Genomic DNA, 13,773 nt, shown 5'->3' with positions numbered 1-13,773 from the left:
GCATAATGCACCGTAGGACTGCCGGTAAGATTGCCTCCGGTCAGGCTAACCGGTTTGAATTTCGCAATATTGGAGCCTAGTCCGCCTCCCCGCAGATGTCTGCGATCAACACTGTTGCTCGCCAGCTTGTTAGCTGTAACGGCATTGTCCGCAACTTTCACGCTCGTAATCGCATTTTCGGCTACTTTATCCGCCGTAATCGCGCCATTGGTCAGCTTGCTGCTTGTGATTGAAGCCGGAGCAAGCTTATTCTCCGTTACTGCGCCATCGACAATATGCCCGGCATTAACTGAAGCCGGGGCAATTCTGCTCCCTGTAACGGAAGCTTCAGCAAGCTTATCCGCGGATACAGCACCGAGTCCCAAATTGCTATTCATAACCGCGAATGCAGCAAGCTTGTCGCTCGTTACAGATGCCGCTGCAAGCTTTTCCGATGTAACTGCTCCGCTTGCTATTTTGGCAGCTATTACAGCTCCAGTTGCTAAGCCCCCACTCCCTATTGGCGGCGCATCACCCGGTTCTCCGCTATGCCGATGTCCGCTTGACGGGTGAAACAGCGCATCAATCACTTTGATATTTTCATTCTGCGCAGCGCGACTGACTGTATCGTTAGCCTCAAAGGTGTGCAGATTTGTCGGCAATTTGTTAGGCATCATACTCTTCCCTTTCAATTGGTTTCCAAACCTCAAGCTGCTCCCATGTCATATTCAAACCCTCCAGCTCTGCCCAGGATAGACCTGCCAAGTCCAGCTCCTCCCAGACCAAATAAGTGAACCGGAAGCTGATCTGCAAATGCGCCGGTACAACTTCGCGCAACGCATGCTCGACATCACCCAAATTCGGCGGCAGACCTCGCGTGCCGATAAACGTAATAATAACCTCATATTTAGAGAAGTTTTCCTCCAGTTGAATAACGCCGTTCTCGAAGGAGTCAACCACCTCTTTAATCGTGGCCAGCGTAATCGTACCAGCACCGCGAAGCTTCGTCAGTATAACCGAACGCCGCTGTTCGAATGGCTTATCTTTGTCCGTCGGAATGCCGCAAAGCTCTTCCCATTTCGATAATCCCCATGTTGCAGTTCCGACAAAGAACTGCCTCAACACGTCTTGCATGCGGGTATGAAGAATTTGCAATTCCTCTGCTTCACGGCTGGTCAAATTATCAACAAGCGCTGACTCGGAATAGTAATTAGGCAAATAATCCAACATGTCAGCCAAAATATTACGAGACAACGAAATTCACCGCCCCAGCTATAGCAACCTCATCTGCCTCCAGCGATAAATTGCCGTTAACCCCATTAATACGCAAATCGCTAAAGTCCGCAATCTCTTTGATATCAAGCAGCAAGCCGAATATCCGGTTATAAGGAACAATATCATGACGGAAAGCAAGCTCCGCTAAATACTCCGTGAGTTGAAGCTGAAACAAGGCGGAAATTTTGTCCATTTCAGCTCCCGGGGCTAGCTTAAGCGCAGCCGAAACCCGAAGAGGAACTTCCTTAGCCGGCCAGACCGTTACAGAAGCACCAACCGGACGCCGCGCATCAACAGCATCGGAGACACGTTTAATAATGTCGCCATCAGGAGCTTTCTTATCTTTCGAAAGTATCGTTAGCTTCACTGTGCCATTGCCGGCCCAAACGGGAAATACTTTCACATCGCCAACGCCAGCTACCTCTAGCGCCCACTGGCGGTAATGCCATTCGTTGCCGCTTGTGGCTGGACGCCGTACCCGGTCGTAATACCGGTTAAGCAGCGATTCGTCGCTTTCGGTATCCGTCCCGTTATCGAACGGTTCCGGGTTCGTAACCGCCACAACTCCCGACAACGAGCCAAGCATCAGCTTAATCCGCCCGGCAGCAATATTCCCGGCTGCTCCCCCATTGGCCGCATAAGCTTTCACAGCCGCTTTGCCTTGCTGAATAATTCCCGGCTCAGCCGTTATGAACGTAATCGGGGTTTCCTCATCGGTTGAAACCGCTGTGCCTACGGGGATCGACACATTCTCATTGCCGTTGAATACGACAATCCCTGCCGCCTTTACGCTTTCCAGCCGGAATACGCCAACCTCAGCAGCTCTCATATCCAAAAAAACGGAAGGCTGCTGAGAACCGGCAAAACCAAACCGCAGCACATTATCCAGCTGAATATAGGCTTGCGCCAGTTCAATAGCTACTGGCGACAACAGGTCAAAGGTAACCGACCCCTGTCGTCTGTCCAGACTGTCCGGCGAGGCTGCCAGCATCCGATCCAGAATGGCTTTCTTCGTTTCTTGCTCGAACATGTTAAATGCTCACCTCCTGCTCCATTACGCCCTCGGATGTTGTGACTGCAAACGATGCGAACAGCTTATCGCCGACTCGTTCAATCTGGAATTGCCCGACGGATCGAATTCGGTCATCAGCCAGCAACGCCTCCGATATAACACGTTTGATTTCGCTCTTCAGCAGCTGCTGGGATATGTCCTGCCCAAGCAGGTCATTCAGCTCACATCCGTATTGGCCGTTGTAAATCATATAGCGATAACGAGCCGTTTCGATTGACTTGCGAATCGACTGACGCAGTGCATCCACCCCGTCGATCAACCGTTCCTCCACTTCGCCTGTATCGAAATTAAGAAGATAAGTGCGGGACGGACTAGCTTTCGGAGCAACGGCTTCATACCGTTCCTCCCGACTCTGCAGCGGAGATAATGCCATTAATACATCACCGCCCGATCCAAAATAATGTAGGTTTGGCCCTGATTGATACCTGTAACGATAACTCGTTCACCCTTCTTCAGTTCGTCGAGAAATTCCAGTTCCGCTGTCTCGACCTTGAACTCGGCGGTATCAAGACCGAAGGAATTAAAATCAAACGTTGTTACAGATGCATTAGCAAGAACCATATTGTAGTTCATACTTACACTGGTCGATGAAATCTTACCCTTATCCTTGCTCGTCAGCGTCACACTGCGTATATGCTTCGTCAGCGATTTCGCAACAATCAAATCATCCTTCTCCAGCTCGATATTCATATGATCCACTTTAATCTTCAGCTCCGGAGCGTCGGCAGTCACCGTCGCCAGCTCGAACGTAATATCGGTATTATGACCGATAGCGCGGATCAACTGAACGAGCTGGCTTGCTCCCGAGCCTTCAATGCGCTCCATGCTATTGCGCCCCCTTCTGTTCCTTGTATTCCATCTTCGGCAGATCGTCGGTTGCCGATAGCGTCAGCGACATCGTGTGGCTGCTCTTCTCATAGCGGTGCTCGTCGGCAGATACATAATAGCCGCCGACAATTCCCGTCAGCTCTTCCTTCACATAAATGCAGGAGCCGGCGATTACATCCGGGATGCCTAAGCACTCGATTCTCGCTTCGTCCTTGATCATCGCCAAATCCTTCAACAGCTGCTTGGCACGCTGCTCCATTTGCGATTTCGTCATATTCTGTCYCGGCTTCTCCAAATGCTGCATCACACCATACAGCTTAATAACCTCGCCGTCCTTGGCAACAGCCGAAAGCTCTTTTTTCTTCTCGTCGCCGCCTGCTATCTTCACTTGCGTGCGCGTCTCTTCAATCGACTGACTGTAGCTCGCCGTCAACAAATTGACGCCATTCTCCAGCACCCACTTCTTTTTCTGCTGCTTGCGGGCCAGTAATTGCAGCTTTCCTTCCTTTGAAGAAAGAAAAAACCGCTCGCCATTCTGTTTCTCTGATTCCGTCAGCGCTGTCACCATCATTTCAAATAGCGTTTTGTCGCGAAATACCAGCTTCGGAATAACGAACTTCGTGTCGTGCACCTCACCAAGCGGTATAGAAAATTCATTACACAGCTTCTTGATAATCGCAGCGGCCGTTTGCCCGCGAAAAATTTTTGTATCCTTGTTTTTGGTCAAATAAATGTTCTCGTCGTACGCCGTCAACGTCATTTGACCGCCGGAGTCCATGGAATCGGCGAATAGCACACCGCGAAATAGCTCCTTTTTCCCATCCTCAACCAGCCGCAGCTCGGCGCCTTTCTGGAATGCAATCAACGGCTTGCGCAGATCGCTAGTATTGGAGACCTGCACCGTCAGCTTACGGGCTGCCTGCATAACATCGCCGCTCCAGCTCACGGATTTCACGATATGATCCAGATGCGCCTCTTGCTTGGCGTCCTTGTAGATCACGCTCCAGCTCATGCCGGGATCACCAGCTTTTGACCGGGAATAAGCCGGTTCGGATCTTTGCCGATTGCGGCTTGATTCGCTGTGTAAACCTCGCGCCATCTGTCGCCGTTGCCTAAAGTGCGCTGAGCGATTTTCCATAATGTATCGCCCGGAACGACAATATACGAGGCTGGCGGCGTTCGCAGCTCTGGACGCTTCTCCTCCGCGATCACCATCGCTTTGCCGGAGCCTGATGTATCCACCTCGCGAAATTCCACGGACTTATACGCCTTCAGCTCCAGCTCATAATACACATCGCCGGGATTGCCGGCGCGCTCGCTGTACTGGAAGGAGCGAATGGTTGTCAGCCCTTTAATCGCGGTTCCGGTAATATCGAGACGAATTGGCTTGCGAGTCGCCATCCATAGCTCGATTCGCTCCACGGCTTCCCACGGGGGAGGCAGATTCTCATATTCACAATAGCCGGGGTGATAGTCTCGCGGGAAAAAAGAGCCAAAAGAATATTCCTTTAAGGAAGGCTCGCCAATAATCGTATACTCGCCAAGCTGCGTGACCTGAACATCCTCGTAGCCATAGGAGCTTTTTACCGATACCTGCTCCGGATTAACCGGCAGCTGCAGCCACTCCTTCTCATCCGCCGTTTTCAGCCAAAATTGCAGCTCCGCCATTACGCCATCAGCCCTCCCGCCGACTTAATTTCGCGGGCTAACGCTCTTGCAATCGCGTCGATATCCGATTCATGGCGGACATTAAATGTATTGCCCGTAATCGATATCGATCCGCCTCCGCTGCCCCCTTGGGAAAACTGTCTATTCTCGCTGGCGGTCATTATCCGCTCGCCTTTGTGCAGCCGGGCCATCATCCCGTCATACGGCACGTAATCCATGCCGTGATATTTGCTTGTGGGAGGGCCGCCAGCGCTTGAAATCGTTGGCCCGCTATATGTCCCTTGCGTTGTCACCGTTTGACTTACATTGGCATCAAGCTGCGCCTTCTTGTCGTCGTCAAACAGACTGAACAATCCTGACAGCTTCTCCGTTACCGTGTTGATAACGCCCATAATCGTATCAATGTGCTTCTTGACTAGATACGTCACGCCAGCGATTGCTGCGCCGATGATAGCGGCTATCAGAATAATGGGCCAGAAGGCAGCTAAGGTTGCGATCGCTGTAGCGACCATAGCCGGCCCGTATGCAATCATGAGAAAAGCTACAACTGCACCTAGAGCACCTATTGCAATTTCCGAATTTGCTGTCAGCATCTCGGCTAACCAGGCAATCGCATTGCCAACCGGAAGCAACAGCTCACCAATAGGCGCTAGAGCCGTTGTTATTCGATTCTGCAGCATCGTCCACTTATCGCCAAACGTCTGCACGCTGGCAGCTTGCTGGCTAATTGCGCCGTTCGACTGAGCCATCGCTCCCATCACACCGCTGAAATCAATGGAGTTACCCCCAAGCGCCATTACCATATCGGCGCTTACTCGTTCGCCAAAGTACATCGAAGCAATGGATAGGGCATCCGTTTCGGTTTTAGCCGATCTAATCTTGGCGGCAATCGCAGCAAAGCCCTCGCCGTAAAAGTCCTTCTTCATCGCTTCCTGCAGCGGGTTCAAGCCTTCATTCTGCCATTTYGACATCAGCTCCATCGACTGTTCGAAGCTGAGTCCCATTTGCTTCATTGGCGTTCCTAGCAGCCCCATGCTTTTCATCAAATCGCCCATGTTCGAGCCGCTCGCCCGGCTCGCGGCAAAAAACTTATCCATCCATTCCGTACTGGCCTCCGGCTTAATATCCCAAGCGGCCATCACCTTCGCAACGGAATCCGCCGCTTGAGCGCTGTTCGAGCCGCTTAACCGGGAAGCATCAAGTACCGTTTTGGTCATCACGCGCAATTTATCGCCAGTAAGCTGCGCATTGCCTCGCAAATTCCCCATCACGGCTGCGATCTCATTCAAGGATTGCGGTGTTGTTCCCCCGAGCTCGCGCAGCTGCTTGATCATCGCTCCCATTTCCGCTGGCGGAGCCATCGAAGCGGCGCGCAGTGTTTCCACCGCTGTGCTGAACGTTTTGGCCGCTTCCAGTGATTGATCCTTCAGCGAGCCAAACACGCTTCCGGCAGCGCCAATCATCGATATCGTCCGATCCTTCTCTTCATCGGACATCTGATGATACGGCATAATGCCGGCCTTATCCCGAGATGTTTGCAGCTTTGTAAGCCTTTTGGAAGCGTAAGAGGCTACGGCTGCCGTTTTCAGCTTTGCTCCCGTCCATTTCTGGCTTAGTCTGGCGCTAATATCGCCTGATGCCATCTGCTGGGCAGCGCTTGCGATTCCTCCAACCGGATCGCGCATCACGCGATGCTTGCGTTCATCAATCAAATGCTTTTGTGCTGCTTTCTCTAGCGGATTGTAATTTTTGCTTAGCAGCTCACTTCCCGTCGATTTACTGGCGGAAAGCGCCCCCAACTGCTTCGTTATGCTAGTGAAACCACCGGATATTTGGCTTTTCTTCATGACCTTATGCAAATCTTTAAGCCCGCTAGTTAAACTAGCCAAATACTTAAGCTCTGATTTGCTCATATTTTTCTGATTCCCGCCTATCGAGAGTGAACTCATACCTGCTCACCTCCGTTCCAAGCCGCAGCTTCACGGCTTCATCCTGCGGGCAGCCCGCTGCTCCTCTTTGCGCGCCTTCTCTTCCTCCTCCAGCTGCAGCATCATCGAAGCGTACATGAAACGCTTCACATTCTCATCCTTGTTGAACATCGCGTCTGGAGGAATATGATGGCGCTGAAAAATAAGATGCAGCAAAAAAGCCTCGCCGCCCGCTTTGATCAGTTTTTTATTTCATCCTCATCGTTGTTGAAGCCGCTGATCTCAAGTATTTCCGCAGACAGCTTGGCGATTTCGCCGGCCAGCAGAATGCCAAGAATCGCTTCTGTTGGTGTGCCGTATTTATCAGTCAGCTCTCTTGCCGACCAATCTGGAATCAAGCATGCTTTCTGAATGACTAACGCACCGAACTGCTCCTCGTCGAGCACCTTCTCCCGCTTCTGGCCTTTCCCGATATAATGCGTGCATTGCTCCTGAATGCGGTTAATCGTTTTCCCGTCAAGCGCCTGAATTTGAAATTCCACATCAAGACGCTTCATCGGCACATCCTTCTTCGGCTTGCTGTCCGCTCCAAGCAACGCCTGCAATACTACACCTTGTCTATTGTCTGTAGTAATCATTAATAGTCAGCTCCTTCTACTTAATTGATTTATATACTGCGCCGGAATGGCTCCACTCCGGCGCCAGCAATAGGCATAATTTCTATTCCGCCGTCAATTTATCCATCAGCTCGTAGCCTGTGAAATTAAATGGCAGCTCCTCTTCCACAATCGATCCGACCTCAAAATGCATCAGCGGCACCTTGTCGAAGGTTACTCCCTTCAGACGAACGCGGTATGCGCCATACGATTCCGGATCTTCCAGCTTCAGAATCAACTCTGTCGTAAACRTGCCTTTGCTGTCATCGGCAATTTGCCCGATGAGCTCGACGAATTCGGACGTCACCTTATAGCCGGTAATCGTTCCCGAGCCGCTGAGTCCGGTCACCTTATGCGCCGTCCAGCGCGTTCCGGCACGCTTGATTTCTTCCTTCGTAATTTCCACATTCGCTTCCGCCGATTTCACATTTGTCAGCCATCTGCCGTCGTAATAGACGTAGCCGTAAGTACCGTTAATGACGCGAGTTGAATCCAGCACAACAAATCCCTCCTAAATTTAGTTAAAATCGAATCTCCGTTAAACTCTAATCGTTAACAGAATCCGCTCCATGCTGTCGATCTCGGTGAAGCCAATCAGCAAGTACACGGTATCGCCTTCGGACTTCCGTTCCGGATCAAGCGTAACCGCAATGTCAGTCAGCACATTGTTCAGCTCAAGCCGCTCAAGATAAGCCTTCACTGCTGCGATCAGCGCCGCTTGACCGTCTGCATTATTGTCCAGCTTGCCGATATAGGACTCGGCAGCCGCTTTCGGAATATCGGTCGCAATCGCTTGACGGGCGCGGATTGCGCGGATTTTGCGGCCGCTGGTAACCAGCCCTTGCTCTACCTTTACCTTCTCGCCGTCATGCACAAGCACAAGCGAGCCTTGCTGAAGCGAGCGGTTGATCTCGCTGTTCTTCAATCGTTTATTCACGTCATTCGCCCGAACCGGGCTGTAGGTAATCGACTTATTGATCGCTGTCCCCGCGATCAAGCCGGCAATATACGGCGCATAACTTGCGGAGCTGTACGTTCCTCCATTGATGACAGCACCCGTAACCAAATTCACGACATAATCGTCGGCCAGATCAACGCTGCGCTGATTGCCGGTGTCAATCGACGAATCATCCGTTAGGCTTCCGCCAAATACAGTGATGAAATGCTTGCCCTCGTCCTCGCGGCTGTCCTTGCACCAAAGCTGCGCAGCCGAACGTTCATCCGCCGACAGCAGCTCCGGATAAACAAATACGTTAAATTGTCTCGTGCTGAAAGCGTCGCGAATGCCAGCATATTCCGCAGCAGATACGGTATCGCCGGCAATCGCCGGTACGGTATACACCAGTACCTCCTTCGCTCCGCCTTGCAGCACCAGCGAGATTGGCTCGACTGCATCTGCGCCAAACAGCTGAATGGCCTCAATCTCCTTTTCAACCGTATAAAACTGTCCTGCAATCGCCGTACCCTCATACTCGAATAACGGCAATGCCACTACCCCTCTTGCGCCGCCTTTTATTTGTGCCGCCGCAGCTTCTACGAAATTGATGTACAGCCCCGGACGCACCGGCAGGCTGATTGGATCCCATGTACCTCCCATTAATTCATGCCACCCTTCAATCGAATTGTTGTACGCATTTCAACCTTCTCCATCTTCTCCTGCTGCTCGAACACAATCGGCTCGCGCGAGCGCACCGTTAGTACGGCGCTGCATGCCCGCAACCCGCTTTCGAGTTTAATCGGAGCATTCAAGCTGATCGACTCTACACGTTCATTCCATACAGGCTCGCCGCTAACGGCTCTTGGGCGCTCGTTCATCACATACCTGCTGACTGCTTCCATCCATAACACTACGGTTTCCGCAGTCTCCGCATACGTGATCATCTCGAACTGCCGTTCTATTGCCGTGTAGCTTCTCGTTTCATTGCGCCGCGTTTCTTGCTTGAAGCTTACAGTAAACTGTCCGCTCGCCGGCGCTTCCGGCTCCTGATAGCGATGAACCGTTGCGGCTGGAAAAATTTCAAGTAACAGCTCCGCTAGCCTTACGATTTCCCCAGATACAAACATCCTTGCACTCACCTGCCATCCGTCTGAACCATTGTTCATTTGCTTGTTGGGCACCCATTGAACATTTGATCCCTCGCTTCTAACATTTGATCAGTTGACATTTCGGATTATAGGCTTAGCGGCAAACAGCGAAAAGGATGAACTTTCTTCACCCGGGGGGTGAAAACAGTTCATCCTTTTCGCGCCGCATATCTATTTGTTATAATAAAACCAGTCTTATTGATGATAGATTCGGAGGAATTGTATGGAGTCAATCCGTGTCATGCTGGTGGATGATGATCCGTTCTGGCGGAGCCATATAGGGATGGACCTCGCCGTCGAGCCAGACATTCAAATGGTCGGAGTTGCAGCAACCAAAGAAGAGGCTGTAGCGCTTGCCATTCAAGAATTGCCGGATGTCATCCTGATGGATATCAATCTCACCGGCAACAATCTTGACGGTCTGGATGCGGCAGAGCAAATTTTGCGTGATGAACGCACAAGGTCTGCCATCGTCATAATGCTAACCTCAATCACCGAGTCTGAAGTCATCTTGCGTTCCTTCCGGCTTGGCGCAATGAATTATATTAACAAATCCAGCTATCAGGATATATTGCTGGCCATTCGCGAGGCTACCTGCGGCCGGGCTTCCATTCATCCTGACGCTGCCCGTGCCATGCGCAATGAGGTTCAGCTTATGAAGCTGTCGTCAACGGAGCGTGAAGTTTTCGATCTCCGTCAGAATGGGCTCAGCAAGCGTGAAATTTCGGAACGGCTGCACAAGTCAACCAACACGATTAAATCGCAATTGCGCAGCATTAAGAATAAGCTAACCAATTTCAAAATGGATTAGTAGTGCAACTTGTATCAAGCTGTCTGCTCATGATTCGATTCTTTGAGTTCATTAAGCTCAGCAACTTGAATACGTTCTGACGGTTTAAATTTATGGCGTGGAAAATGCAGCCGGAATGTCGTTCCCTTCCCCAGCTCGCTGGCAGCGACCGTAAGCTTGCCTCCATGCTTAGCCATAACGCCGCGGCAATAGGATAACCCTAAACCGTAATTCAAGGCGTTTTTTTTCGTCGTGTAGAAGGGCTCGAAAATTCGGGACAAATCCTCAGGCGTAATTCCTGCGCCATTGTCGATCACGTCAATCCGCAGCTCCCGCCTCGCATACGAGGTGTGCAGTCTGATTTCTCCGCCCTCGCCCGATATGGAGTCCAGCGCATTGCGAATCAGATTCGACAGCGTTTCCTTTAGATGCACCTCATCGCCAATAAGCTTTCCATACGTTTCATACGAAGTCGTTAGTCGAACCGCTCTGCTCTCTGTTAGCGGACGAGAAGAAGCTGTTACTGCTTCAATCAGCTCTCTTATTTCCAGCGTGCTTACATCCAGTTCAATATCTTCCGCTTTTTCTTTAATACGATTCACCATATGGAGCAAATGCGAGGTTAAGCCATGAATCTGGCTAATCGTTTGCACAGCATGCTCCTGTTTGCCTGAAACCAGAAGCTGTACGCTTTTCTCCGCCAAATAATCGACTTTCTGGATCTCATTCTTAATCGAATGGTTCAGTATCGTAACTCCCATCGTCAGCGTTCGGATAGAGTAATCAAGCCGTTCCCGTTCAATTCGCAGCTTGAGGCCGAATATGCCGTAACGGATGGAGAAAAACAGCATTGCGGCAAACAAAGCAAATATGATGACTACATTCGCATGCCACACCCCATTGCTGCGCAGCTCGAATGTCCACCAGCCCAATTGCAAATAATCCATTCCCATGTAATCGGATACATAAGCCCAGAGCATCACGACAGGAAGAACTAATGTCCTTCTCTGGCTATTGCCGCGCGCACCCTTGCGCTCACGCACATAAGCAAGCATATAGAACACACAGCCGAAAGCGACAAACAAACCGTCCCATAACCGGAATAAATGAAGCTCGAATGTGTTCCACGGCTCGTTAATCAAATGATCGCCAAACAACACAGCCATCCCAACGAACAATAGAATGGTCCATCCCCGTTTCCATGCAAGCGATATTTTCTCATTCAGCAATAGTCCGCTCATGCAGAATACATAAGGCAATACATAGAAGTACAAGTTCATAGCGACCACAGTAGATAAATAGAGCAATCGGCTTAACAGCTCAGGCAGCCAAGCAGCATCTACGAAATAAGGCATTATGGTCAAATGCATGCTGAACGTGTAGCTGGCCATCCCTCCTACAAGAAAGGTTTGCGCGATCCAAAAGTTCGAGGTCGTGCGACGGAATAAGAAAAATATCCCCAGCGACCACATGGAGAGAAACATCAAGATATACAGAAACTTCACTATTCTGACCCCTTTAAGCTTGGATTACCTGCTCCCTCTTATCTATTCCCTGAGCCCAACCGTTATTCCTTTACTTTGGAACGTCTTATTCCTCAGAAAGAAGGTGACAACGGCATGCGTTCGCCCAACGGCAATCCGTTCATAATATGCACCGATGCCCCGTACTCTCTCAATTATTTGATCTATACATGGAAACTCATCGATGTTGCAAACTTCAAGACCGTATGGCTGGAGCTATGGAACGATTGGGTACGTCGGCTAGCAGATGGTCGAATGGACCATGGCGGCATACTGGATTCATTCCGCCAGCTGTTTCATCATGCTCCTGACGGCGATGCCATTCATATTGCCAGTGTCAACGCATTTCGTACTTGGTGGGGCAGTCATACCGGACAAGCTGCTGTTGAGCATTCGTTCACAAACGATAAGCTCCGTATCATTTATGACCAATTATCGGGGAAGATTGCCGCTGACCATGTATTAAAAATCCGACTTATCTACGAGCCGATTCCAGCCAGCGGCCTTATCGTGCTGCCTTGGCAAGCGGTAGTTCCGATTCAGTATATCCTCGATCCCGCGAAGCTGGATGAGCTGCTCCTACTGCTTCTTAATTGCTGCAAGGATGAATAACCGCATGCTGCTGCGCGGCTACATCCGGGAAGGAGAGGGCAGCCCGATGACGGACAGCGCATCGTCTAGCGTTTCCTTAAACTTCAAGGTCAGCCAGAGGCGCAGCTGCTGCGGTCCGTCTTCGGCTTTCAGAATCGGACACGTCGCATAAAAATTGTTGAACAGCGTCGCCAGTTCATGCACATAGTGGCAAATTATGCTTGGCGCATTTTAATCCCCCGTATTATATGTATTCCTTCAATCAACAACAAAAATCGCATGTAATGCGGCTTTCATAATAGTATGATAATCCCTGCAAAAGAATTTCTTGATCGAGAGTATTCCAGTGTGTCGTTTGCACAAGTATTGCGGATATGAAGAGCCATAAAAGCAAAGGCGCGGTGGACAAAATCGGATTGATTAAAGCCATCGAGAGCTTCCAGACGGGGAAAGGTACAACGGGCTGCGAAGGTAGCCAGGTGTACCTCTCTCCCCATAGCCTTCGAAAACATGAATTCAGACCTAGAACCATCTAAGGCAATACTCATCTCGCCTATTCCACTAAAAATATATGGAACTATAATCCTAATACAAGATTACTATTAATGGATTACTATTTTCCTGTATATAACTATATATTATATGGAGATATGACAAGATGGTCTATATTTCTAAATTATAACAGTACTAGAGGTCTAATACTGTCAGAYAAAGGGCTCGAAGTTAATATCCCGAGAAATAGTTCTATAGGACTACTTTTTTTAAAATTTCTAATCAGGGATTTATTAAGGAATTCGTTCATTCTGAAATCCAAATCATTAATTGGGGTGTTAAGAAGCTTTATGAAGAAGTGAAACTGCATAACGAAAAAGGAAGCTCGGCACATTCGCATTGTGCTGGCTTCCTTAGAGCATTCCCATTTATTAAATACTACTTCTTCGCCTTATAAAACTCATGATAAAGCTTCATCAACGCCCGCTTCTCAATCCGCGACACATAGCTGCGGCTGATACCCAGCTCCTTCGCGATTTCCCGCTGCGTTCGCTCGTCGCCGCCATGGATGAGGCCGAAGCGGCCGATCACGACCTCTTTCTCCCGCTCATCCAATATGTCCAGGTTTTTGTATATTTTTGATTTCTCGATCTTCAATTGCACTTTATCCGCTACATCGTCGGCTTCCGTGCCGAGGATGTTGATGAGCGTAATTTCGTTGCCTTCCTTGTCCGTACCGATCGGATCGTGGAGCGACACGTCCTTGCGCGTCTTCTTAAGCGACCTTAAGTGCATAAGTATTTCGTTCTCGATACAACGTGCCGCGAACGTCGCCAGCTTCGTGCCTTTGCCGGTCTGGAAGCTMTCGATCGCCTTGATGAGACAC

General features: G+C 50.1%; 17 protein-coding genes and 1 pseudogene. 2 read left to right on the top strand and 16 right to left on the bottom strand.

Going from position 1 to position 13,773, the window contains the following annotated elements; genetic code table 11:
• The 13 genes and pseudogenes from AB4Z33_RS28635 to AB4Z33_RS28575 all read right to left on the bottom strand — a co-directional run.
• Positions 1 to 656: pseudogene (locus AB4Z33_RS28635) on the bottom strand (hypothetical protein); the annotation flags it as partial.
• Complete coding sequence (locus AB4Z33_RS28630; protein WP_442053172.1) at positions 646 to 1,233, bottom strand: putative phage tail protein; 588 nt, start codon at positions 1,231 to 1,233, stop codon at positions 646 to 648. The pseudogene AB4Z33_RS28635 and the gene AB4Z33_RS28630, both read right to left, overlap by 11 nt.
• Positions 1,223 to 2,284: a baseplate J/gp47 family protein gene (locus tag AB4Z33_RS28625; protein ID WP_442053171.1), complete on the bottom strand. Its 1,062-nt coding sequence runs from the start codon at positions 2,282 to 2,284 to the stop codon at positions 1,223 to 1,225. The genes AB4Z33_RS28630 and AB4Z33_RS28625 overlap by 11 nt, the downstream gene beginning before the upstream one ends.
• A 1-nt stretch (position 2,285) precedes the next feature.
• Positions 2,286 to 2,699, bottom strand: coding sequence for a DUF2634 domain-containing protein (locus tag AB4Z33_RS28620; RefSeq protein WP_442053170.1), 414 nt, complete (start codon positions 2,697 to 2,699; stop codon positions 2,286 to 2,288).
• Positions 2,699 to 3,151, bottom strand: coding sequence for a DUF2577 family protein (locus AB4Z33_RS28615; RefSeq protein ID WP_442053169.1), 453 nt, complete (start codon positions 3,149 to 3,151; stop codon positions 2,699 to 2,701). Before AB4Z33_RS28615 ends, AB4Z33_RS28620 begins: the two co-directional genes overlap by 1 nt.
• A gap of 1 nt (position 3,152) precedes the next feature.
• On the bottom strand, positions 3,153 to 4,166 hold the full coding sequence (locus tag AB4Z33_RS28610) for an XkdQ/YqbQ family protein (protein ID WP_442053168.1): 1,014 nt from the start codon (positions 4,164 to 4,166) through the stop codon (positions 3,153 to 3,155).
• Positions 4,163 to 4,822, bottom strand: a complete 660-nt coding sequence (locus AB4Z33_RS28605; RefSeq protein WP_442053167.1) for a LysM peptidoglycan-binding domain-containing protein — start codon at positions 4,820 to 4,822, stop codon at positions 4,163 to 4,165. The genes AB4Z33_RS28610 and AB4Z33_RS28605 overlap by 4 nt, the downstream gene beginning before the upstream one ends.
• Positions 4,822 to 6,771, bottom strand: a complete 1,950-nt coding sequence (locus tag AB4Z33_RS28600) for a phage tail tape measure protein (protein ID WP_442053166.1) — start codon at positions 6,769 to 6,771, stop codon at positions 4,822 to 4,824. The genes AB4Z33_RS28605 and AB4Z33_RS28600 overlap by 1 nt, the downstream gene beginning before the upstream one ends.
• Before the next feature lie 30 nt (positions 6,772 to 6,801).
• Entirely contained in the window at positions 6,802 to 6,966 is a 165-nt protein-coding gene (locus AB4Z33_RS28595; RefSeq protein ID WP_442053165.1) for a hypothetical protein, read from the bottom strand.
• Positions 6,967 to 6,989: 23 nt separating this feature from the next.
• Positions 6,990 to 7,388 (bottom strand): phage tail assembly chaperone, encoded by a 399-nt coding sequence (locus AB4Z33_RS28590; RefSeq protein WP_442053164.1) that lies wholly within the window; start codon positions 7,386 to 7,388, stop codon positions 6,990 to 6,992.
• Positions 7,389 to 7,470: 82 nt separating this feature from the next.
• Positions 7,471 to 7,905, bottom strand: coding sequence for a phage tail tube protein (locus tag AB4Z33_RS28585; RefSeq protein ID WP_442053163.1), 435 nt, complete (start codon positions 7,903 to 7,905; stop codon positions 7,471 to 7,473).
• Between the two features lie 39 nt (positions 7,906 to 7,944).
• Positions 7,945 to 9,003, bottom strand: coding sequence for a phage tail sheath subtilisin-like domain-containing protein (locus tag AB4Z33_RS28580; protein WP_442053162.1), 1,059 nt, complete (start codon positions 9,001 to 9,003; stop codon positions 7,945 to 7,947).
• Positions 9,003 to 9,509: a hypothetical protein gene (locus AB4Z33_RS28575; RefSeq protein WP_442053161.1), complete on the bottom strand. Its 507-nt coding sequence runs from the start codon at positions 9,507 to 9,509 to the stop codon at positions 9,003 to 9,005. Before AB4Z33_RS28575 ends, AB4Z33_RS28580 begins: the two co-directional genes overlap by 1 nt.
• A gap of 205 nt (positions 9,510 to 9,714) precedes the next feature.
• Between AB4Z33_RS28575 and AB4Z33_RS28570 the strand changes: the two genes are divergently transcribed.
• Entirely contained in the window at positions 9,715 to 10,302 is a 588-nt protein-coding gene (locus AB4Z33_RS28570; RefSeq protein WP_442053160.1) for a response regulator, read from the top strand.
• A gap of 14 nt (positions 10,303 to 10,316) precedes the next feature.
• Here the strand turns inward: AB4Z33_RS28570 and AB4Z33_RS28565 are convergent, their stop codons facing one another.
• Positions 10,317 to 11,786: a sensor histidine kinase gene (locus AB4Z33_RS28565; RefSeq protein ID WP_442053159.1), complete on the bottom strand. Its 1,470-nt coding sequence runs from the start codon at positions 11,784 to 11,786 to the stop codon at positions 10,317 to 10,319.
• Between the two features lie 75 nt (positions 11,787 to 11,861).
• On the opposite strand from AB4Z33_RS28565, the gene AB4Z33_RS28560 reads away from it, so the two are divergent.
• Entirely contained in the window at positions 11,862 to 12,416 is a 555-nt protein-coding gene (locus AB4Z33_RS28560; RefSeq protein ID WP_442053158.1) for a hypothetical protein, read from the top strand.
• Between the two features lie 18 nt (positions 12,417 to 12,434).
• On the opposite strand, the gene AB4Z33_RS28555 is transcribed toward AB4Z33_RS28560, so the two are convergent.
• Together AB4Z33_RS28555 and AB4Z33_RS28550 are read right to left on the bottom strand one after the other, a co-directional pair.
• Complete coding sequence (locus tag AB4Z33_RS28555; protein ID WP_442053173.1) at positions 12,435 to 12,611, bottom strand: DALR anticodon-binding domain-containing protein; 177 nt, start codon at positions 12,609 to 12,611, stop codon at positions 12,435 to 12,437.
• Positions 12,612 to 13,325: 714 nt separating this feature from the next.
• Positions 13,326 to 13,773 (bottom strand): sigma-70 family RNA polymerase sigma factor (locus AB4Z33_RS28550; RefSeq protein WP_442053157.1); only part of this gene is annotated, 448 nt, incomplete at its 5' end.

The organism is Paenibacillus sp. 2TAB19 (assembly GCF_052115185.1).
Classification (GTDB): Bacteria; Bacillota; Bacilli; order Paenibacillales; family Paenibacillaceae; genus Pristimantibacillus.
Note: the sequence above shows the minus strand (reverse complement) of the source record. Positions and strands in the feature narration are given on the sequence as shown.